This window comes from Ornithinimicrobium humiphilum (genome assembly GCF_006716885.1).
Taxonomy (GTDB): domain Bacteria; phylum Actinomycetota; class Actinomycetes; order Actinomycetales; family Dermatophilaceae; genus Ornithinicoccus; species Ornithinicoccus humiphilus.
On record NZ_VFPU01000001.1, the window covers coordinates 2,290,415 to 2,311,183 of the forward strand.

Genomic DNA, 20,769 nt, shown 5'->3' on the forward strand with positions numbered 1-20,769 from the left:
GTCCTGCGGGTCGGCGACCGGACGTGGCGTCCGAGGTCGCTAGCCGCGCGCGCCGGAGTGCTCGTGGCCGACCCCGCGCAGGATGACGCGGTGCGGGGTGGCCATCGTGCGGATGTCCTGGCGCGGGTCGTCGCGGTAGACGACGATGTCGGCCGACTCGCCCTCCGCGATGCCCGGGCGGCCGAGCCACTCCCGCGCCCCCCAGGTCGCGGCGCCGATCGCCTCGAGGTTGGACATGCCGGTGCGCGTCAGCGCCTCGACCTCGCGGGCGACGAGCCCGTGCGGCAGCTGCCCGCCGGCGTCGGTGCCGACGTAGACGGGCACACCGGCCTCGCGCGCCTTGGCCACCGTCTCGTAGCGCCGCTCGTAGAGGTCCATCATGTGGTCGGCGTAGGTCGGGAACTTGCCCCGCCCGGCCTCGGCGAACTTGGGGAAGTTGTCGATGTTGACCAACGTCGGCACGATCGCGATCTGCTGCCGGGCGAAGGTGTCGATCGTGTCGTCGGTCAGCCCGGTCGCGTGCTCGATGCAGTCCGTGCCGGCGGCCGCGAAGTCGACCAACGACTGCTCGCCGAAGCAGTGCGCTGTCACCCGGGCACCCTCCTCGTGCGCGGCGGCGATGGCGTCGGTGAGGATGTCCACCGGCCAGCAGATGCCCAGGTCGCCGGTCTCGCGGTCGATCCAGTCGCCGACCAGCTTGACCCATCCGTCGCCGTTGCGGGCCTCCTGGCGGACGTACTCGACCAGGTCCTCGGGCTCGATCTCCCAGGCGAAGTTGCGCAGGTAGCGCTTGGTCCGGGCGATGTGGCGACCGGCGCGGATGAGCCGCGGCAGGTCGTCCCGCTCCTGGACCCAGCGGGTGTCGAGCGGGCTGCCGGCATCGCGCAGCAGCAGCGCCCCGGCGTCGCGGTCGGCGAGCGCGTGCTCCTCGGCCCGCTCGGGCTCGACGGCACCGTGGGACTCCAGGCCGACGTGGCAGTGCGCGTCGACCAGGCCCGGCACGGCATACCCCTCGACGGTCTCGACCTCTCCCCCCGCCGGCGGGGTGAGGCTGACCCGGCCGTCGATGACCCACAGCTCGTCGAGCACCTCCTCGGGGCCGACCAGGATCGTGCCGCGGACGTGCAGGACCGGTGCGCTCATCGTCGTGCTCCTCGTCGTCGGGGGACTCTCGCGGTCAGGCTATCGGGCGCGGCCCCGGCGCCGTCGCCGGCTCGTAGACTCCGGGCGTGGCTGACGACGGACACCTCCCGGGGCCCCGGGTCGACCTGGCCCGGGTGCTGCGCGACGCCGCCGACGGACGCTTCCCCGAGCCCGACGGTGGCTTCTCCCGGGCGGCCCCGTGGCGGCCGGGCGTGGAGGCCGCGGTGGCCCTCACCGGCCACGCGGTGATGGTCGTGGGCGAGGACGTCACCGACGCCGAGCTGGCCCGGCTCGGGGTGCACGGCTACGGCGGCGCGCACGACCCGCGCGCCACCGTCGCGCTCGCGGGGGACGGCGAGATCGGCGTGCTCGACGTGCTCATGGTCGGTCGTGGCCGGCCCGGGCCGTCTGCGCTGGTGCCGCGCCCCGACCTCGGCACCACCGAGCGGGCGCTCCACGCGCGGGACTGGAGGGACGACGTCACGGTGCACGGCCTGCCCGACCCGGGCAGCGACGCCCTGGTGACACTCTCCCGGGGCATCGCCGGCCTGCCCGAGCTCGGCGTGCACGCGCTCGGCGCCCCGGCCGACGAGCTGCTCGCCGGCGCGCTGGCGCTGGTGCCCGAGGGCGAGGTCGTGCTGGCCTCGGTCACGCCGGGCAACGCCCGCTCGCTGCGCTTCTTCCTCCGCTCCGGCTTCGTGCCGGTCGGCTCGGTGCAGCAGTGGCGCCCGCGCCGGATCAGGGGATGACGCCGGCCGCCCGCGCGGGCTCGGCGTAGGCGGCCGCGAGCGAGGCGACGGTCTCGTGGGCGTTGAGACCGCTGGGGTTGGGCACGACCCAGAGGCGGGCCCCCTCGAGCGGCTCGGGCTGCTCCCCCGCCCGCGCGGTGCGCACCCCGAAGGCGCTCCGGTATGCCGTGATGCCGGCCACCGCGACCACGGCGGGACGCACGCGGGCGACGGTCGCGCGCAGCCGCCGGCCCCCGTCGCGCAGCTCCTGCGCGGTGAGCTCGTCGGCGCGTGCGGTGGCGCGCGGCGCCAGGTTGGTGATGCCGATGCCGCGGGCCAGCAGGTGGGCCCGGTCGTCGTCGGTCATCCCGGCGGAAGGGTCGATGCGCCTCGCGATGATGCCGGCCTCGAGCAGCGCCGGGTAGAAGCGGTTGACCGGGTGGGCGAAGTGCGTGCTGGTCGCCGCGGTCCACAGCCCGGGGTTGATGCCGACGACGAGCAGCCGCACCGGCGTCGCCGAGCCCTCCACCGGCAGCAGGTCGGGCACCTCCGCGTCGCGGAAGGCCTCGAGCTCCTCGCGGGTGAAGCGACGCCGCGGCGCGGCCTCAGCCATCGCTGTCGTCGGCCCGCAGCGCGGCCTCGCCGAGGTCGAGGTGGGCCGCGACCGACCCGTCGACGTCGGGTGCCGCGTCGGAGATGTCCTCCGGGACGTCCAGCCCGACCCCGGACCAGGCCGCCCGCAGCGCCTGCTCCTCCTCCGAGCCCGGGCCGTAGCGGGCGACGGTCCGGTCGACCGTCGCCGCCGCGAACCGGGCGAAGGTGGCGTCCCGCGGCAGCAGCCCGCGGGTGGTCATGGTGTCGAACCAGACCTGGCCCGCCCGCTCCCAGACGTTGCCACCGAGGGCGGTCGCGAAGAGGTGGAACGCCTTGTTGGGGATGCCGGAGTTGATGTGCACCCCGCCGTTGTCGTGGTCGGCGTCGTGCGGCAGGACGACGTAGCCGTCCATGTGGCCGGGCTGCGGGTCTCGCCCGAGGACCGGGTCGTCGTAGGCCGTGCCCGGCGCCGCCATCGACCGCAGCGCCACACCCTGCACCGCGTCGGTGAAGAGCTCGGCGCCGATGAGCCAGTCGGCCGTGTCGACGGTCTCGCCACGGACCCACTGGCGCACGATCGCGCCCCAGACGTCGGAGGCCGACTCGTTGAGCGCCCCGGACTGCCCGACGTAGGTCAGGCCCGAGGTGTACTGCGTCAGGCCGTGGGCGAGCTCGTGGGCGATGACGTCGACGCTGCGGGTGAAGCCGGCGAAGTAGACGCCGTCGCCGTCGCCGAAGACCATCTGGCGACCGTCCCAGAAGGCGTTGTCGTAGTCGCGCGCGTAGTGGACGGTGGCGACCAGCCCGAGCCCGCGGCCGTCGAGGGAGTCGCGGCCGTAGGCCCGCGCCAGCACCTCCCAGGTCGCGCCGAGACCGTCGTAGGCCTCGTCGGCGGCCGCGTCACCCGTCGCCCCGTCACCCTCGTCGCGCACCAGCACTCCGGGCAGCGACGTGCCGTGCTGCGCGTCGTGGACCGACCGCTGGGGCCCCGCACCCGGGGGCACGTCCGCCAGCAGCCCGCGCTCGGCGCGCTCCGGGGTCTCGACCCGCTGGAGCATCGGCCAGGCGATGATCCCCTGGCCCGCCGGCGGCTCGCCCTGCGGCCAGCGCGTCGCCGTCACCTCGCGCCGGTGACGCAGCTCGGCGCCGTCGTGCAGCGCGAACTCGATCGCCGGCGCCAGGTCGGGCTCGGCGGTCGCGATCTGCCGCAGCACGTAGGGCGGGACGATCGAGCAGTGCGAGGAGGTCATGCCAGCACCCTGCCACGCACCGCCGACAGGTCGCCTCGCGAGCAGGCCCGTCCCCTCGCCGGGACGTCAGCCCTCGGCGAGCAGCTCGCGGACGCGGGGGACGACCTGCGTGCCGTAGAGCTCGATCGAGCGCATCAGCTGGCTGTGCGGCATCGGCCCGTTGGCGTACTTGAGGTCGAAGCGCGACAGTCCCAGGGCCTGCACGGTCGAGGCGATCTTGCGCGCCACCGTCTCCGGCGAGCCCACGTAGAGCGCCCCGGAGCGGACCTCGGAGACGAACTCGTCCGTGGTCATGGGCGGCCAGCCGCGCTCGGCGCCGATCCGGTCGCGATTGGCCTTGAAGTGGCCGAAGAGCTGCTCCAGCGCGAGGTCGTCGGTCTCGGCGACGTGGCCGGGCGAGTGCACCGCGACGGGCAGGTGCGGGGAGCCGGCCTCGTCCAGGGCACGACGGTAGAGGTCGGCGAAGGGCGCGAAGCGCTGCGCCGGGCCGCCGATGATCGCCAGCATGAGCGGCAGCCGGTAGGAGGCCGCGCGCACGACGCTCTGCGGCGAACCGCCGACCGCGATCCAGGTGGTCAGGCGCCCGGACTCGGTCCTGGGCCAGACCTCCTGGTCGACGAGCGGCGGGCGGGTCGAGCCCTGCCAGCTGACCGGACCCTCGTCCAGGAGCTTCGTGAAGAGGTCGAGCTTCTCGGCGAAGAGGACCTCGTAGTCGCGCAGGTCGAAGCCGAAGAGCGGGAAGGACTCCGTGAACGACCCGCGGCCGAGCACCACCTCGGCGCGCCCGTTGGACAGGGCGTCGATGGTCGAGAAGCGCTCGAAGACGCGGATCGGGTCGTCGGAGCTGAGCACCGTGACCGCGGAGCCGAGCCGGATGCGCTTGGTGCGCGTCGCCATACCCGCGAGGACGACGTCCGGGGCGCTCACCGCGAAGTCGGGGCGGTGGTGCTCCCCCACCCCGATGAAGTCGACGCCGACCGAGTCGGCCAGCACCGCCTGGTCGACGAGGTGGCGGATCACGCGGGCGGCGGGCTCGGGAGCCCCGTCGTCGTCCAGCGTCAGGTCGCCGAAGGTGTCCAGGCCCAGCTCTACCGTCACGGTCGTTCCTCTCGACATCGACACGTCGTGTTCGTTGACGTGTCAACCAACTCTACGGTATGCCGTATTCCGCCGGACCCTCCCCCGGCGGCAGCCCGCTGGGGTCCGGGCCTACTTCTTGCCCTGGTCCAGGAACTTCTCGAAGCCCGGGGGCAGCTTGAGCCCGGCGAGCGCGTCGTCACCGGCGCCGGCGCCCTGGTCGGCACCTGCACCCAGGGCCGCGCCGCCGAAGGCGTTCTCCAGCGAGGCGGTGCGCGCGGCCTGCGCCTTCTGCGCGGCCTCCCGCTCCTGCTGCGCACGCTTGGCCGGGTTGCCCGACTTGCCCTTCTTCTTGGGCGCCTGCTTTCCACGCTTGCCGCCACCGGCGCCGCCCATGCCGGGCATGCCCGGCATACCGGGGATGCCGCCGCCCTTCTTGAGCTGGCGCATCATCTTCTGCGCGTCGGCGAAGCGCTCGAGCAGCTGGTTGACCTCGGAGACCGAGACGCCCGAACCGCGGGCGATGCGCGCGCGGCGCGAGCCGTTGATCTGCTTGGGGTGGTTGCGCTCGAAGGGGGTCATCGAGCGGACCATCGCCTCGACGCGGTCGAACTCCCGCTCGTCGAGGGCGTCGAGCTGGGCGCGCATGCCCTGCATGCCCGGCATCATGCCGAGCATCTGCTTGAGGCTGCCCATCCGCTTGATGGCGGCCATCTGCTCGAGGAAGTCGTCGAAGGTGAAGTCCTCGTCGGCGAGGAACTTGCGGGTCATCTCCGCGGCCTGGGCCCGGTCGAAGGCCTTCTCCGCCTGCTCGATCAGGGTGAGCACGTCACCCATGTCGAGGATGCGCGAGGCCATCCGGTCGGGGTGGAAGGTCTCGATGTCCTTGACGCCCTCGCCCGTGGAGGCGAAGAGGATCGGCTGGCCCGTGACCGTGGCCACCGAGAGCGCCGCACCACCGCGGGCGTCACCGTCGAGCTTGGTCAGCACCGAGCCCGTGATGCCCACGCCGTCGGCGAACGCCTTGGCGGTCTCCACCGCGGCCTGGCCGATCATCGCGTCGATGACGAAGAGCACCTCGTGGGCGCCGGTCTCGATGCGGATGTCGCTGGCCTGGCGCATGAGGTCGACGTCGACGGCCAGGCGGCCGGCGGTGTCGATGATGACGACGTCGTAGCCCTTGCGGCGGGCCTCCTCGACGCCCTCGACGGCGACGTCGACCGGGTCGCCGAAGGAGCGGGTGCCCTCGCCGGACTCCAGCGCGGCGTCGTGGCCGAAGACGTTGCCGCGCTCGGGCGCGAAGACCGGCACGCCGGCGCGCTCGCCGACCACCTCGAGCTGGGTGACGGCGTTGGGGCGCTGGAGGTCGGCCGCGACGAGCAGCGGGGTGTGGCCCTCGCCCTTGAGCAGGTGGGCCAGCTTGCCGGCAAAGGTCGTCTTGCCCGAACCCTGCAGACCCGCGAGCATGATCACGGTCGGCGGGTTCTTGGCGAGGTTGAGGCGGCGCGTCGAGCCACCGAGGATCTCGACGAGCTCCTCGTTGACGATCTTGACGACCTGCTGGGCCGGGTTGAGCGCCTGGTGCACCTCGGCGCCGAGCGCGCGGTCGCGGATGCGCTGGGTGAACTGCTTCACGACCGGGAGCGCGACGTCGGCGTCGAGCAGCGCGAGCCGGATGTCGCGGATCGTCGCGTTGAGGTCGGACTCGGTGACGGTGCCCTTGCGCTTGAGGTTCTTGAAGGTCAGCGTCAGACGGTCGGAGAGGCTTGTGAACACCCGGCAAGGATACGTGCCAGGGCGCCCAGCCCCCAGCCGCCTCCGCGAGCCCGACCCGGCGGACCCACCGCATACTGGGATCGTGCCCGCCGCTCCCGCCCTGACCGACCGCCTGCGCAGCCGCCTGGCGACGGCCCTGCGCGACCGCGTCGCCGGCCCCGACGCCGAGCGGCGCGCCCACGCGATCTGGCTGGCGCCGGGCGAGCGCCGGTTCGCCCCCGACGCCCCGATCTGCCGGGTGCAGGGGCACGCGGCGATGTATGCCGGCGGCATGCGCGCCCTCCTGCTCCAGGCACTGCACCCGCTGGCGATGGCCGGCGTCGGCGAGCACAGCGGCTACCGCGACGACCCGTGGGGCCGGCTGCAGCGGACGAGCGAGTTCCTGGCGATGACCACCTTCGGGCCCGTGGAGCAGGCCGAACGGCTGATCGACCGGATCAACCGGCTGCACGAGACCGTCTCGGGCACCGACCGGAAGGGCCGCCCCTACCGCGCCACCGACCCGCACCTGCTGGAGTGGGTGCACGTCGCGGAGATCGACAGCTTCCTCGTGGCGCACCAGCGCTGGTCGCGCACCCCGCTGACGCTGCAGGAGGCGGACACCTACGTCGACCAGGCGGCCTACGTCGCCACGCGCCTCGGCATCCCCGACCCGCCCCACACGGTCGCCGACCTGCAGCGGGTGCTCGACTCCTACCGCCCCGAGCTCGAGACGACACCCGGTGCGCTCGACGTCGTGCGCTTCCTGCTCAAGGAGCCGCCGCTGCCATGGGCGGCCCGGCCCGGATTCTGGATGCTCGCCGCCGGCGCGGTCGAGATCCTGCCCGATCACGCCCGCGAGATGCTCGGCCTGCGGCTGCCCGGCCCGCTGCGCCCGGCCGAGGGTATGGCGTTGCGCGCCGTCGCCGGCCCGCTCGGCATCGCCGGGACGCGGGTCGTGGAGTGGGCGCTCGCCGACCCCTCCGAGCTGCGCAACTCGCCCCAGAGCTCCGCGGTCGTCGACCGCTCGCGCTGAGGGGCTCGTCGGCTGCCGCGCGCTTGCGAGGCAAGGCCGTGCCGGCCGGACGCCGGTCGCCCCGCCTGAGGCAACGTTGTGCCGGTCGGGCGACGTCAGCGACGACGCATCAGCGGCACAACCTTGTCTGACGCATCAACTCCCGAGCGCGCGCACGACGACACCGGAAGTGCGACATCCGCCCCTGCTCGAGCGTGCGCGGATGATGCAGATCGCGTGTCGAGCGAGGGACGAGCGACCGCAGGCAAGGTTGTGCCGGCCGGACGCCGGTCGCCCCGCCCGAGGCGACGTTGTGCCGGTCGGGCGACGTCAGCGACGACGCATCAGCGGCACAACCTTGTCTGGTGGCCCCGGTCCTCGCTCCGCTGCGGGTCCTCGCGAACCCGTCAGCCGACGATGGCGCTGACGAAGGCCTCCGGGTCGAAGGGCGCCAGGTCGTCAGGTCCCTCGCCCAGGCCGATGAGCTTGACCGGGACGCCGAGCTTGCGCTGGACGTTGACGACGATGCCGCCCTTGGCGGTGCCGTCCATCTTCGTCAGCACGATGCCGGTGATGTCGACCTCGCGGGCGAACTCCTCGGCCTGGCGCATGCCGTTCTGGCCGGTGGTCGCGTCGAGGACGAGGAGCACCTCGCTGACGGGGGCGACCTTCTCGACGACGCGCTTGATCTTGCCCAGCTCGTCCATGAGGCCGCGCTTGGTGTGCAGCCGGCCAGCCGTGTCGATCAGGACGACGTCGGCCTCCATCTCGACGCCGGCCCTGGCGGCCTCGAAGGCGACCGACGCGGGGTCGGCGCCCTCGCGGTCGGAGCGGACGGTCGGCACGCCGACGCGCTCGCCCCAGGTCTGCAGCTGGTCGGCGGCCGCCGCGCGGAAGGTGTCGGCCGCACCGAGCACGACGTCCTTGTCCTCGGCGACGAGCACGCGCCCGAGCTTGCCGACGGTCGTCGTCTTGCCGGTGCCGTTGACGCCGACGACGAGGATCACCGCGGGGTGGTCGCCCTCGCGGCTGGCGGCGATCCGACGGTCCATCGTCGGGTCGACGAGCCGCAGCAGGTCGTCGTGCAGCCAGCGCCGCACCTGCTCGGGGTCGGTGGTGCCGTCGACCTTGACCTGCGTGCGGAGCGAGGAGACGAGCTCCTCGGTGGCCTCGACGCCCAGGTCGGAGGCGAGCAGGGTGTCCTCGACGTCCTCCCAGTCGCTCTCGGACAGGCCACCGCGCGAGAGCACCGCGAGCAGCGCGTTGCCGATGGCGGAGTTGGAGCGGGCCAGCCGGGCGCGCAGGCGCTGGAGGCGGCCGCGGGCCGACTCGGGGCGCTCGACCTCGGGCGCCGTGGGCTCGACGACCTCGGGCTCGACCGCGACACCACCGCCGCGGTTCTCGACCTCGGCCGGCGCCTCGGGCGAGGGCAGCTCCTCGGCGCGTTCCTTCTCGTCGACGCGCGGCGGTCGCGGTGCGGTCTTGGTCTTGCCACCGCCGCCGCGCACCAGCGCCACGAGGACGGCGAGACCGCCCAGCGCCACCACGGTGACGAGGGTCAGGATCTCCCAGAGCTCATCGATCGGTCCCACGCGGTCAGTCTCCCAGAGTTCGGTGGCAGCACCGGACGGGCCGGGCGGGGCCTCGGCCGGTGCAGGTCGGGTATGCGGTCAGCTGGCGGCGCGGAAGTCGTCGCCGCTGTGCGCGTCGGTCTCGCGCGGGGCGGTCTCCCCGCCGTGGTCCGCGCGACGCTCGGGCAGTCGAGCCTTGAGGTCACGGGTCCGCTCGGCGGCGGTGCGCCCGAGGCGTTCGCCCTGGTTCCGCACCTTCTCGCCGGTGCGCCGGGCGCCGGCGAGGAGCTCCTCGCCCTCGGGCGTCCAGAAGTCGCCGCGGCCCTCGCGCCGGGCCTCGACCATCACGTAGCCGACGACACCCGCGCCGATCGCGACGCAGAAGAGCATGGCCAGGATGAGTGCGAGCATGTCACCAGTGTGACGCCACCGGGCCGCGCGCGACGAATCGGCTGCGGCGTGTCAGCGGGTCGCGACCGACGTCACAGGATCCCGCCCCTCCACGCGCCCGGGCGTGTCGCCGCACCCGGCCCCGGGCGCAGGATCAGACGGCCCCTGCACCCCTCCGGACCCGCTCGCGCACCGAGGCCGGCACGGGCCGCTCGGCCGAGCGCTGGTCGGGCACCGGCTCGTCGGCGACGACCCGCAGCGGCACCACGCCGGTCCAGGCCTCGGTCGGCTCGTCGGGGTCCCCCGGCCCGCCCGTGCGGACCTTGACGAGCCAGTCGCCGTCGCGGATCGCCAGCTCCATCACCTGGGTGGCGGCGATCTCCCTGGCGGTCATCGGCCGGACCTCGGCCTCCCGGCCGGGCAGCACGGCCTCGGACACCCTGGTCAGGGCGTCCCACTTGTCGTCCGGGTCGGTGATCGGGCGGAGCTCGCCGTAGACGACCGCCGAGCGGTAGTTCGCCGAGGAGTCGAAGGTGGTGTGCGCGACGACGACGCCGTCGAGGTGGACGACGCTGAGCGCGGCGGGTGCACCGGCCGCCACGTGCCGGAGCGCCCCGGCACCGGTGGAGCCGTGCAGGAGCAGCCGGTCGCCATCCCGGGCGTAGAGCATCGGCACCACCCAGGGGGCTCCGTCGACGACGGTCGAGAGGGTGCCCACGAATGCGGCGTCGAGCACGGCGTCGAGGTCGTCCCGCTCGGAGCGGGAGCGCTCGCCCAGGCGGCGGATGGCGCGGGGTGCGGTCACGGGGTGCTCCGTTCTGCGAGGGCCCGCTCGATGCGGGCCAGGGTCTGGCGGGAGGAGGCGAGCAGGCCGTCGCCGACCCGGCCGGTCCTCAGGGCGAGCGCGCGGCGCGCCGCGTCGGCGGCCTCCTCGAGACGGCCCTCGTCGAGCAGCGCCTTGGCCCGGTGCTGGTGCACGAAGGCGAGCAGCGGCGCACCCTCCCCCGTCGCGAAGACCTCCTCGGCGGCGTCGAGCAGCTCGTGCGCCTCGGCATACTCCTCGCGCCAGTGGTGCACGTGGGCCAGCCGCACCGCGCCCGAGGCCCAGCCGACGGTGCCGGGCTCGCGGTCGAGGAGCACGCGCTCGCCGGCCACGAGGGCGCGGTCGAGCTCGCCCAGCATCCGCCAGAAGGAGACGGCGTCGGGGTGGTCGGGTGTCTCCTCGCACCACTCGCGGGCCTCCTCGGGGTCGAGCAGCTCCTCGCGGAGAGTGTCGTCGTCGATGACGTAGGCGGGGTACTCGCCGCCGCCGTAGACCTGCATCACGAGGGGGCGCCCCCGGGGCCGGCCGACGCTCCGGCACCGACCGGCTCGCCCGGACCCTTCGCCCCCGCCGGCGCCACGTCGCGCACCCGCTGGCTGACGACCGTGGTGACGCCGTCGCCGCGCATCGAGACGCCGTAGAGCGCGTCCGCGATCTCCATCGTGCGCTTCTGGTGGGTGATGACGATGAGCTGGGAGGAGTCGCGCAGCTCCTCGAAGAGGGTGATGAGGCGGCCGAGGTTGGTGTCGTCGAGCGCCGCCTCGACCTCGTCCATGATGTAGAAGGGGCTCGGCCGGGCCTTGAAGATCGCCACCAGCAGCGCGACCGCGGTCAGCGAGCGCTCTCCGCCGGAGAGCAGCGAGAGCCGCTTGATCTTCTTGCCGGGCGGCCGCGCCTCGACCTCGATGCCGGTCGTCAGCATGTTGTCGGGGTCGGTGAGGGTGATGCGGCCCTCGCCGCCGGGGAAGAGCCGCGCGAAGACCCGCTCGAACTGCGCCGCGGTGTCGTGGAAGGCCTCGGTGAACACGCGCTCGACGCGCTCGTCGACCTCCTTGACGATCTCGAGCAGGTCGGCCTTGGAGCGCCGCAGGTCCTCGAGCTGCTCGGTGAGGAAGGTATGGCGTTCCTCGAGCGCGGCGAACTCCTCCAGCGCCAGCGGGTTGACCCGGCCGAGCTGGGCGAGCTTGCGCTCGGCCGACCGCAGCCGCTTCTCCTGGACGTCACGCACGAATGGCTGCGGCTCGGGCAGGTCGTCGGGGTCCTGGCCGGGCTCGGGGATGGCCGGGATCGGCTGGTGGGGGCCGTACTCCTCGACCAACGTCTCGGGGTCGACGCCCAGCTCCTCGACGGCCCGGGTCTGCAGCGCCTCGATGCGCAGCCGCTGCTCGGCGCGGGCGATCTCGTCGGCGTGCACGGAGTCGGTGAGCTCGCGCAGCTCGGTGGCGAGGCCGGAGGCGCGGGACCGGGCGGCCGCGAGCTGCTCGTCGCGGCGGGCCTGCTCCTCGCGCAGGCTCTCGCGCTCCCTCGAGGCCACCGCGACCAGGGTCTCTACCCGTTCGGCGAGGTATGCCGCACCGGTCGCCACGGCCTCGGCCACCCGGCGCTCCTCGGCCCGGCGGGCCCGACGGCGGGCGGCCCGCTCACGCGCCGCGAGCTCGTTGCGGGCGGCGGCCTCCAGCGACTCGGCCCGGCCGGAGAGGGCGCGGGCGCGCTCCTCGGCGGTGCGCAGCGACAGCCGGGCCTCGGTCTCGGCGGTGCGGGCCCGGGCCGCGGCCTCGGCCAGGCGCTCCCGCTCGGAGGTGTCCGGCTCGACCGTGACCTCCGAGGCCGTCGACTCGGCGTCGGCGAGCCGCTGCTCGAGCTCGGCGAGCTCGGTGCGGGTCGTCTCCAGGCCCGCGCGCGCGGTCGTGACGGCGGCGGTGGTGCGCTCGTGCTCCGAGCGCGCGGCGCGCATGGTCTGGCCCAGCTGGGCGAGCTGCTCCGCGACCGCGGTCATCCGGGCGTCGGAGTCGTGCAGGGCGTCCATCGCGGTGTCGGCGCGGCGCTCGGCCTCCTCCAGCGTGGTCCGCGCTCCCTTGAGCGCGAAGGTCAGCCGCTCGGCGAGCGCGGTGGCGGCCTCGACACCGGCCTTCGCCTCGTCGAGGGCGGACTGCAGCTCCAGCAGGCTCGGCGCGGCGCTGGACCCGCCCCGGACCCACCCTGGGCCGTAGACGTCGCCGTCGGCGGTCACCGCGGTGACGTCCGCGACCTCGGAGACCAGACGCACCGCCTCGTCGGAGGTCTCCACGAGCGCCACCCGCGACAGCAGCCCCGTCACGGCCCGGGCAAGGCCCTCGTCGGCGACGCGCACGGCGTCGGCGGCCCACACGGCATACCCCGGGAGGGACGGCCAGCCCGAGCGGTCGACCTCCGGGGCGATGCCGGGCACGAGCAGGCCGGCCCGCCCCTGGTCGTGCTCGCGCAGCCAGGACAGGGCGCCGCGCGCGGGCTCGAGACCCTCGACGACGAGCGCCTCCCCCGCCCAGCCGAGGGCCGCGGCGACCGCGGCCTCGCGGCCCGGCTCGACCTGCACCTGACCGGTGAGGGTGCCGTGCAGGCCGGTGACGTCGTCGGCCCCGAGCAGCGCGCTCGCGCCGTCGGTGCGGCGCAGGCTCAGGGACAACGCCTCGACGCGCGCCGACAGCGTGGCCTGCTCGGCCTGCGCCGCGCGCAGCTCCTCGCCCAGCCGCACGACCTCGGCCTCGGCCGCGGCGCGGGCCTCCTCGGCCGCTTCGTACTCGGCGTCGAGGCCCTCCTCGCCCTCCTCCACGTCCAGCACCGTCGCCTCGAGGGCGGCGAACTCCCGCTCGGCGCGGGCGGCCCGCTCCAGCGCGGCGGCGGCGCTGGCCTCCAGCCGCTGGATCTCGCCCTCCCCCGCCTCGATGCGCGAGCGTCGGGCCGCGACCTGGCCGGCGAGCCGGGCCAGGCCCTCGCGGCGGTCGGCGGCGGCCCGGGCGAGGCGCTGCAGCCGGTTCTGCTCCTCGGCGTGGGCCCGCTCGGCGGCGACCCGCTCCTCCTCGGCCTCCTCCAGCGCACGCGCGAGATCGGCGACCCGCGCCTGCAGCTCGGCCTCCTCGGCACGGACCTGCTCGGCCTGAGCGCGGAGCCGCTCGGGGTCGCGGCCGGCCCCTCCGGAGCCCTCGCGGGTCTCCTCCTCCTCGGCGCCGAGCAGCCGCACCCGCTCGCGGGCCAGGTCGCGCAGGGCGCGCATCCGCTCCAGCGAGGAGGACAGGGTGTACCAGCGGTCCTGGACCTCGGTGAGGGCGGGCGCGGCCTCGGCCCGCTCCCGCTCGAGCTCGGCGACGGTGCGGTCGGCCGCCTCGACGGCCTCGGCGACCTCGGTGCGGCGCCGGACGAGCGCCTGCTCGTCGGCGATCTCCTGCTCGAGGGCGCTGGTGAGCTGGACGAGGTCGTCGGCCAGCAGCCGCAGCCGGGCGTCGCGCACGTCGGCCTGGATGGTGGCGGCCCGCCGGGCCGTCTCGGCCTGGCGACCCAGCGGCCCGAGCTGGCGGCGGATCTCCGCGGTGAGGTCGGCGAGGCGGGTGAGGTTGCCCTCCATCGACTCGAGCTTGCGGAGGGCCCGCTCCTTGCGCTTGCGGTGCTTGAGGACGCCGGCGGCCTCCTCGATGAAGCCGCGCCGCTCCTCGGGGGTGGCCCGCAGCACGCTGTCGAGCTGGCCCTGCCCGACGATGACGTGCATCTCCTTGCCGATGCCGGAGTCGGAGAGCAGCTCCTGCACGTCGAGCAGCCGGCACGAGGTGCCGTTGATGGCGTACTCCGAGCCGCCGGAGCGGAACATCGTCCGGGTGATCGTCACCTCGGTGTAGTCGATCGGCAGCGCACCGTCGGTGTTGTCGATGGTCATCGACACCTCGGCGCGACCCAGCGGCTGGCGCCCGGAGGTGCCGGCGAAGATGACGTCCTCCATCTTGCCGCCGCGCAGGCTCTTGGCCCCCTGCTCGCCCATCACCCACGCGAGCGCGTCGACCACGTTGGACTTGCCCGAGCCGTTGGGTCCCACGATGCAGGTGATGCCCGGCTCGAGGCGCATCGTCGTCGCGGAGGCGAACGACTTGAACCCCTTGAGGGTCAGGCTCTTGACGTACACGCGGGCAGGCTTCTATCGGTCGGCGACGGTGCTGGTGCCGTCACGATACCGGCGGGCGCGCTCCCGTCCTGGCAGGCGCACCCGCGTCGCGCCCCAACCCGGCGCTACAGTCGGGACGAGGTCAGCGGTGCCCGCAGGATCGGACCTGCGCCGAGGACCGACGGTGGTTCGCGCGCGAGGAGGTGCGGACGCGGCAGGACGACCTGGAGGTCGTGGGCGTCGAGGCGGTCGAGGACGCGCTCTCCCGCCAGTACCAGGGCGCCATGCGCCTGCTCCCCACCGACCCCGGCGCGAGCCGGATGCAGCTGCACAGCCTGCTACCTCCCCGGTGACGTCTGCCTCACCGCCCAGCAGGGCATCCCCTTCGCCGTCGAGCACCACAGGACCGTGGTCGACGTCGTCCAGCTCCCGCACGAGGGGCTCCTCGAGCTCGCGGGCGGCGACCGCGACGGCGAGGTCCGGTTCACTGGCGCCGCCCCGATGTCCTCCGCCGCGGCGGGGCGTTGGCGGGCGACGGTCGCCCTGCTCCGCAGTCAGGGTCGTGCGGCGGTGCAGGAGGCACCCCGCTCCTGGACGCCGCCGCGTCCCGCCTGCTCGCGGCCACCGCGCTGGCCACCTTCCCGAGCACCTACCGGCCCCCGGACCTCCGGCGCGACAGCGCCGACGCCCACCCCCGCGCGCTGCGGCGCGCCCTGGCCCACATCGACGGCCACCTCGACCGGGACCTCTCGCTCGCCGACGCGGCCGCGGTGAGCGTCCGCACCCTCCAGCTCGCCTTCCAGCGCCATCTGGGGACCACCCCCTCGGCCTACCTGCGCCGCGCCCGGCTGGAGCAGGCGCACCGCGACCTGCTCCGCAGCAGTCCCGAGGAGACGACGGTCGCCGCCGCCGCCCGGTGGGGCTTCCTGAGCTCGAGCCGGTTCGCCGCGCACTACCAGCAGGTCTACGCGCAGCCGCCGAGCCGCACCCTGCGCGGCTGAGCCGACCGGCGGGGTCCGCCACGTTGCGCGAACCGGGCCGGAGCGTGCGCGTACGGCACTAGGCCCCACGCCCCCGGCGTGGTCCTATGGAAAGTGGTGAGGTGCCTCCGCGCCTCCCACCACGTGCACACCAGCCGGCAGGAGACCGTATGACCATCCTGATCGCGGAGCCGCCGAGCGCGGCCGAGGACCCTCGACGACGTCGCCCCGACGACGTCGCCCCGCGCGCTGCCGAGAGCCGGCAACGCCCCCTCGAGGTCGCCGTCGCCAGCGACTCCCCCGTCATCCGGATGGGCGTCGCCGCCCGGCTGACCCCCTACTCCCGCCGGGTCCGCACGACGGGCGTGGACCTCGCTTCCGCCGGGACCGCGCACGCCGACGTCCTGCTCGTCGGCCCGGGGGCCTGCGTCTGCGCGGCCCTGCGGGTGGCGGCACATCCCGGCACGGCGGCCGTGCTCCTCTACGGCCGGCAGCTCCCGCCCGGGCAGCTGCGGCGCGCGATCGCCGGTGGCTGCGCGGGATCGGTCGACCTGGGCTCCTCCGCGGTGGAGCTCGTGCAGGCCCTCGAGTCGGCGACCTGCCCGGAGGGCCGCATCGGCGCCGAGCGGCGGTGGCCCGGTGCCGAGCCCGGTCTCTCGCCCCGCGAGAGCGACGTCCTGCGGATGATCAGCCTCGGGCTGACCAACGACGACATCGTCACGCGGACCGGGCTGTCGCCCAACACGGTGAAGTCCTACATCCGCAACGCCTACCGCAAGGCCGGTCTGACCCGCCGCTCCGAGGCGGTCCGGTGGGGCATCGAGCACGGGCTGGCACCCCGCGCCGGGACGCTGCCCCTCTAGCGCTCGACGAAGCCTTCCAGCCCCTCCCGGGGGGCGTGCCGCTGCACCGTGATGCCGTCGACGTGGCCGGGGCGCGAGCGAGTGGAGGGCTGCTCCCCCAGCAGCGCGACGAGGGCGTCGACCGCCTCGGTCGCCCCCTGGGCGCAGACCTCCACGCGGCCGTCGGGCAGGTTGCGCGCGTGCCCGACGAGGCCGAGCTCCAGCGCGCGGGCACGGGTCCACCAGCGGAAGCCCACGCCCTGGACGCGACCCCGGACGAAGACCACTACCCGCTCCATGGCCCAGAACATTACGGTGGGGGCGTGAGCACGGCATACCCGCCCGTCCCCGACCGCCCGATCCGCTGGGGCCTGCTGGCCGCCGGACGCATCGCCTCGGCCATGGCCCACGCCATCGCCTCCGTGGACGGCGGCGAGGTCGTCGCCGTGGCCGCCCGGGACGGCGAGCGCGCGCGGGTCTTCGCCGAGGAGCACGGCATACCCCGGTCCTACGGCTCCTACGCCGAGCTGGGCGCCGATCCGGAGGTCGACGTCGTCTACGTCTCCTCCACCCACCCCTTCCACGCGGCCCAGGCTCTCGCGTGCCTCGACGTCGGCAAGCACGTCCTCGTGGAGAAGCCGTTCGCGCTCACCGTCGCCGACACCGAGGCGGTGCTGGACCGGGCCCGCGCCCGCGGGCTGTTCGCGATGGAGGCGATGTGGACACGCTGCCTGCCCGTCGTGCGCGAGCTGCACGCCCGGGTCGCGCGCGGCGACATCGGGGCGCTGCGCTCCTTCGCCGCGGCCTTCACCGTGCCCTTCCCCTACGACGAGACCAACCGGCTGTTCGACCTCGCCAACGGCGGCGGGGCGCTGATGGACCTCGGCGTCTACCCCGTGACCCTGGCCCACCTGCTCGCCGGCCACCCCACCGACGTGCAGGTGCTCGGGAGCACCGTGCCGACCGGCGCCGACGACCAGGTGGCGCTGCAGTGGCACACCGACTCGGGCGCCCTCGTGCAGGTGCTGTGCGACTCGCGCAGCCACGGCGCCTCCCGCACCGTGCTGCGTGGCACCGCGGGCTGGATCGAGGTGCACGGCCCGGTCAACGACCCGGAGTCCTTCACCGTGCACCGCCCCGGCGAGGACGAGGAGCACGTCTCGGCCGAGCGGCGCGGCTTCGCGCACGAGGTCGAGGAGGTGCACCGTTGCCTGCGCGAGGGGCTGGTCGAGTCGCCCCTGGTCCCCCACGACGACACGATCGCGGTCATGACGGTGCTGGAGAGCGTGCGCCGCGAGATCGGCGTGCGCTACCCGCAGGAGGACGAGCCGCTGCGCGCCTAGCGCGGCAGGGTGCGCCGCGGCCGCGGTCGCGGCTGGCAGCGCGGGCAGAAGTGCGAGGAGCGGTTGACGAACTGCTCGCGCGCGATGAGGGTGCCGCAGCGCGGGCAGGGGCGGCCGGTCTGGCCGTAGGCCGCGAGCGAGCGGTCGAAGTAGCCGCTGGCGCCGTTGACGTTGACGTAGAGCTCGTCGAAGCTCGTGCCGCCCTGCGCGAGCGCCTCGCGCATCACCTCCGCGGCGTGGTCGAGGACCCGGCCGACCGTCGGTCCGGTGAGCGCCGACGCGGTGCGGCGGCCGTGGACCTGCGCGCGCCACAGCGCCTCGTCGGCGTAGATGTTGCCGACGCCGCTGACCACCGTCTGGTCCAGCAGCACCCGCTTGATCTCGCTGTCCTTGCCGCGCACCCGCTTCACCGTCGCTGCCCGGTCGAAGGCGGGCTCGAGCGGGTCGGGGGCGATGTGCAGCACCGGCTCCGGTATGCCGTGCGGGTGGCCGGCGTCGCCGCGCCGGTCCGGGAGGAGCCCGGTGAGGGCGAGGCCGCCGAAGGTGCGCTGGTCGACGAAGCGCAGCTGCGGGCCGTCGTCGGCGAAGTCGAAGGCGGCGTGCAGGTGCTTCTCCCGCGGCGCCGCGGCGTCCTCGACGAGCAGCTGGCCGCTCATGCCGAGGTGGACGACGAGGGCGTGCGGGTCGTCGGCCGGTGGGTCCAGGACCAACCAGAGGTACTTGCCGCGGCGGTCGACGTCGACGACCCGGCTGCCCGCCACGCGGGCGGCGAGGTCGGCCGGGCCGGCCGCGTGCCGACGCGCGACGCGCGCCCCGGTGAGCACGGCCCGGCTGATCGTCCGGCCCAGGACGTGGTCCTGCAGGCCCCGGCGGACGACCTCGACCTCGGGAAGCTCGGGCACCGGCCTCAGACGCTCGAGGCCGGTGCGTCCGAGGTGTCCTCGGTGGCCTCGGAGCCGTCGGTCTCCGTCACCCCCACCGCCTCGCTCAGCGCGCGCCAGGCGTTCTCGGCGGCCTGCTGCTCGGCACCCTTCTTGGAGCGTCCCACCCCGGTGCCGAGGGTCCGGCCGTCGACGACGACGACGGCGGTGAAGGTCTTGTCGTGGTCGGGACCCTCCGACTCGACCTCGTAGGTCGGGCTGCCCAGCGCGCTGTCGGCGGCCATCTCCTGGAGGCTGGTCTTCCAGTCGAGGGCGGCTCCGAGCGCCGCGCTGCGCCGCATGAGCGGGTCGAGCAGGTGGTGCACGAAGGTGCCGGCGGCGGGCAGGCCGGCCGACAGGTAGACGCACCCGATGACGGCCTCGGTGGTGTCGGCCAGGATCGACGCCTTGTTGCGGCCGCCGGTCGTCTCCTCACCCTTCCCGAGCAGCACGAAGTCGCCCAGGTCGATGACCCGGGCGACCTCGGCGAGAGCTCTGGAGTTGACGACGGCGGCCCGCAGCTTGGCGAGCTTGCCCTCCGGCAGGTCGGGGTGCTCACGGTAGAGCGTGTCGGTGACGACGATCCCGAGGACCGCATCCCCGAGGAACTCCAGGCGCTCGTTGTGGGGCAGCCCGTCGTTCTCGTAGGAGTAGGAGCGGTGGGTCAGGGCACGCAGCAGCAGCGCCTCGTCGACACGCTGCCCGACGACCCCCTCCAGGTAGTCGTTGAGCTCGTTCGCAGGACGCATGCTGCGGGAGCCGCGCTCAGTCCTGGTGCTCGGTGCGCTCGGCAGCGGCGTAGTGCCGGCCGGCGTAGGTGCCGCAGGAGGTGCAGGCCTGGTGCGGGGTGCGCACGGAGCCGCACTGCGGGCAGGTCGACAGCGCGATGGGCGCGGCCTTCCAGTTGGCCCGGCGGCTGCGGGTGTTGGAGCGCGACATCTTCCGCTTGGGGACGGCCACGTCAGTTCCTCTTCTTCTCGTCGTCGTCGGTCGGGACGCTCAGCGAGGCGAGCGCCGACCACCTGGGGTCGATCACGTCGTGGTGGTGGTCCGGGTCGTCAGCCAGGCGTGCTCCGCACTCGGAGCACAGACCCGGACAGTCGTCCTGGCACACCGGCTGGAAGGGCAGCGCGGTGACCACGGCGTCCCTCACGATCTCCTCGAGATCCATGAGGTCGCCGTCGAGCACGTGCTGCTCCTCCTCGTCGGTCTGCTGGTCCTTGCCGCCCTTGTGGGATGCCGCCACCGCGGAGTGGTGGGACGCCCGCTCGGGATAGGCGAACAGCTCCTGGAAGAAGACCTCGAGGGTCTCCCCGACGTCGTCCAGGCACCGCACGCACAGCCCGCTCGCCTCGGCCTGCACCGTCCCCGTCACCAGCACGCCCTCGACGACCGACTCCAGCCGCAGCTCCATCTCGACCGTGTGGTCGGCCTGGATCGCGATGACGTCGGTCCCGATGCGCTCGGGCGCCGACACGGTGCGGGAGAGCTCACGCATGGAGCCGGGTCGCCGGACCAGCTCCCGGGTGTCGACCACCCAGGGGCTCTCCAGCTCGGCAGCAGCCATGACTGTTCTCATCCTTGTGCACTCGTGTCGGTGGGGACGGTCGGTGCCCGGGGCGAGACGCAGCAAGGACACAAACCGACGCATCAGACTATCTGCTCGACCGCCCCCGACTCAAACCGAGGTCCGGCGGTGCCGCTGGACGTCGGACGCTCAGAGCGCGCGCAGCGCCGCCAGCACCCCGTCGGGCACCAGGCCCGAGATGTCGCCGCCGTAGCGGTGCACCTCCTTGACCAGGGAGCTGGACACGTGCTCGAGCCCCGGGTCGCCGGGCAGGAAGACCGTCTCGACGCCGGTGAGGTGGCGGTTCATGCGCGCCATCGGCAGCTCGTAGGCGAAGTCCGTGCCGCCCCGCAGCCCCTTGACGATGGCGCCGGCGTCGAGGTCGCGGCAGACGTCGACGAGCAGCCGGTCGGCGAAGGCCTCCACGCGCACCCGGTCCGCGAGGTCCGACGGCAGCGCCTCGCGGACCAGCTCCATCCGGCGCTCCACGGGGAAGGTCCCCCGCTTGGCCGGGTTGTGGAGGATCGCGACGACGACCTCGTCGAAGAGCGCGGTCGCGCGGGCGATGACGTCGAGGTGGCCGTTGGTGACCGGGTCGAAGGAGCCGGGGCACACGCAGCGGCGGGTGGGACGCGTCATGGCGGC

Annotated in this window: 22 protein-coding genes; 6 read left to right on the forward strand and 16 right to left on the reverse strand. The window is 74.3% G+C overall.

The window, feature by feature from the left end:
- Positions 1–39: 39 nt before the first annotated feature.
- Positions 40–1,143: an amidohydrolase family protein gene (locus tag FB476_RS10750; protein ID WP_141818746.1), complete on the reverse strand. Its 1,104-nt coding sequence runs from the start codon at positions 1,141–1,143 to the stop codon at positions 40–42.
- Between the two features lie 86 nt (positions 1,144–1,229).
- Between FB476_RS10750 and FB476_RS10755 the strand changes: the two genes are divergently transcribed.
- Positions 1,230–1,892, forward strand: a complete 663-nt coding sequence (locus FB476_RS10755; protein WP_141818747.1) for an N-acetyltransferase — start codon at positions 1,230–1,232, stop codon at positions 1,890–1,892.
- On the opposite strand, the gene FB476_RS10760 is transcribed toward FB476_RS10755, so the two are convergent.
- From FB476_RS10760 to ffh, 4 genes are all read right to left on the reverse strand, one after another.
- A complete protein-coding gene (locus FB476_RS10760; RefSeq protein ID WP_141818748.1) occupies positions 1,882–2,484 on the reverse strand; it encodes a mismatch-specific DNA-glycosylase in 603 nt (200 codons plus the stop codon). The two genes, FB476_RS10755 and FB476_RS10760, sit on opposite strands and share 11 nt — an antisense overlap.
- Complete coding sequence (locus FB476_RS10765; RefSeq protein ID WP_141818749.1) at positions 2,477–3,715, reverse strand: M4 family metallopeptidase; 1,239 nt, start codon at positions 3,713–3,715, stop codon at positions 2,477–2,479. Before FB476_RS10765 ends, FB476_RS10760 begins: the two co-directional genes overlap by 8 nt.
- A 66-nt stretch (positions 3,716–3,781) precedes the next feature.
- On the reverse strand, positions 3,782–4,831 hold the full coding sequence (locus FB476_RS10770; protein WP_141818750.1) for an LLM class flavin-dependent oxidoreductase: 1,050 nt from the start codon (positions 4,829–4,831) through the stop codon (positions 3,782–3,784).
- Between the two features lie 93 nt (positions 4,832–4,924).
- On the reverse strand, positions 4,925–6,568 hold the full coding sequence (ffh, locus tag FB476_RS10775) for a signal recognition particle protein (RefSeq protein ID WP_141818751.1): 1,644 nt from the start codon (positions 6,566–6,568) through the stop codon (positions 4,925–4,927).
- Between the two features lie 82 nt (positions 6,569–6,650).
- On the opposite strand from ffh, the gene FB476_RS10780 reads away from it, so the two are divergent.
- Positions 6,651–7,583 (forward strand): oxygenase MpaB family protein, encoded by a 933-nt coding sequence (locus FB476_RS10780; protein ID WP_238329670.1) that lies wholly within the window; start codon positions 6,651–6,653, stop codon positions 7,581–7,583.
- Between the two features lie 386 nt (positions 7,584–7,969).
- Here FB476_RS10780 and ftsY read toward each other — a convergent pair whose 3' ends face one another.
- The 5 genes from ftsY to smc all read right to left on the reverse strand — a co-directional run bounded on the left by ftsY (position 7,970) and on the right by smc (position 14,493).
- Positions 7,970–9,154, reverse strand: coding sequence for a signal recognition particle-docking protein FtsY (ftsY, locus tag FB476_RS10785; protein WP_141818753.1), 1,185 nt, complete (start codon positions 9,152–9,154; stop codon positions 7,970–7,972).
- Between the two features lie 78 nt (positions 9,155–9,232).
- Positions 9,233–9,544, reverse strand: a complete 312-nt coding sequence (locus FB476_RS10790; protein WP_141818754.1) for a hypothetical protein — start codon at positions 9,542–9,544, stop codon at positions 9,233–9,235.
- Between the two features lie 133 nt (positions 9,545–9,677).
- Positions 9,678–10,328: a pyridoxamine 5'-phosphate oxidase family protein gene (locus FB476_RS10795; RefSeq protein ID WP_202876961.1), complete on the reverse strand. Its 651-nt coding sequence runs from the start codon at positions 10,326–10,328 to the stop codon at positions 9,678–9,680.
- A complete protein-coding gene (locus FB476_RS10800) occupies positions 10,325–10,849 on the reverse strand; it encodes a tetratricopeptide repeat protein (RefSeq protein ID WP_141818755.1) in 525 nt (174 codons plus the stop codon). The genes FB476_RS10795 and FB476_RS10800 overlap by 4 nt, the downstream gene beginning before the upstream one ends.
- Positions 10,846–14,493, reverse strand: a complete 3,648-nt coding sequence (gene smc, locus FB476_RS10805) for a chromosome segregation protein SMC (RefSeq protein ID WP_141818756.1) — start codon at positions 14,491–14,493, stop codon at positions 10,846–10,848. The genes FB476_RS10800 and smc overlap by 4 nt, the downstream gene beginning before the upstream one ends.
- A 182-nt stretch (positions 14,494–14,675) precedes the next feature.
- Here smc and FB476_RS16490 point away from each other — a divergent pair, with 182 nt between their 5' ends.
- From FB476_RS16490 to FB476_RS10815, 3 genes are all read left to right on the forward strand, one after another.
- Entirely contained in the window at positions 14,676–14,825 is a 150-nt protein-coding gene (locus tag FB476_RS16490; RefSeq protein ID WP_170233600.1) for a hypothetical protein, read from the forward strand.
- 171 nt (positions 14,826–14,996) lie between these two features.
- Complete coding sequence (locus tag FB476_RS10810; protein WP_141818757.1) at positions 14,997–15,473, forward strand: helix-turn-helix transcriptional regulator; 477 nt, start codon at positions 14,997–14,999, stop codon at positions 15,471–15,473.
- Positions 15,474–15,622: 149 nt separating this feature from the next.
- Positions 15,623–16,315 (forward strand): helix-turn-helix transcriptional regulator, encoded by a 693-nt coding sequence (locus tag FB476_RS10815; protein WP_141818758.1) that lies wholly within the window; start codon positions 15,623–15,625, stop codon positions 16,313–16,315.
- Here the strand turns inward: FB476_RS10815 and FB476_RS10820 are convergent.
- Positions 16,312–16,593 carry an acylphosphatase gene (locus FB476_RS10820; protein WP_141818759.1) on the reverse strand — a complete coding sequence of 94 codons (282 nt, stop codon included), beginning with the start codon at positions 16,591–16,593 and terminating at the stop codon, positions 16,312–16,314. The two genes, FB476_RS10815 and FB476_RS10820, sit on opposite strands and share 4 nt — an antisense overlap.
- A 24-nt stretch (positions 16,594–16,617) precedes the next feature.
- Between FB476_RS10820 and FB476_RS10825 the strand changes: the two genes are divergently transcribed.
- Positions 16,618–17,637, forward strand: coding sequence for a Gfo/Idh/MocA family protein (locus FB476_RS10825; protein WP_141818760.1), 1,020 nt, complete (start codon positions 16,618–16,620; stop codon positions 17,635–17,637).
- Here the strand turns inward: FB476_RS10825 and mutM are convergent.
- The 5 genes from mutM to coaD form a co-directional block, all read right to left on the reverse strand.
- Entirely contained in the window at positions 17,634–18,539 is a 906-nt protein-coding gene (gene mutM, locus FB476_RS10830) for a bifunctional DNA-formamidopyrimidine glycosylase/DNA-(apurinic or apyrimidinic site) lyase (protein ID WP_141818761.1), read from the reverse strand. The genes FB476_RS10825 and mutM overlap by 4 nt on opposite strands.
- A gap of 5 nt (positions 18,540–18,544) precedes the next feature.
- Positions 18,545–19,306, reverse strand: coding sequence for a ribonuclease III (rnc, locus tag FB476_RS10835; protein ID WP_141818762.1), 762 nt, complete (start codon positions 19,304–19,306; stop codon positions 18,545–18,547).
- 16 nt (positions 19,307–19,322) lie between these two features.
- Positions 19,323–19,517, reverse strand: a complete 195-nt coding sequence (gene rpmF / locus FB476_RS10840; RefSeq protein WP_022920602.1) for a 50S ribosomal protein L32 — start codon at positions 19,515–19,517, stop codon at positions 19,323–19,325.
- A gap of 1 nt (position 19,518) precedes the next feature.
- Positions 19,519–20,124, reverse strand: a complete 606-nt coding sequence (locus FB476_RS10845) for a YceD family protein (protein WP_141818763.1) — start codon at positions 20,122–20,124, stop codon at positions 19,519–19,521.
- Positions 20,125–20,274: 150 nt separating this feature from the next.
- Positions 20,275–20,763, reverse strand: a complete 489-nt coding sequence (coaD, locus tag FB476_RS10850; protein ID WP_141818764.1) for a pantetheine-phosphate adenylyltransferase — start codon at positions 20,761–20,763, stop codon at positions 20,275–20,277.
- Between the last annotated feature and the right edge of the window lie 6 nt (positions 20,764–20,769).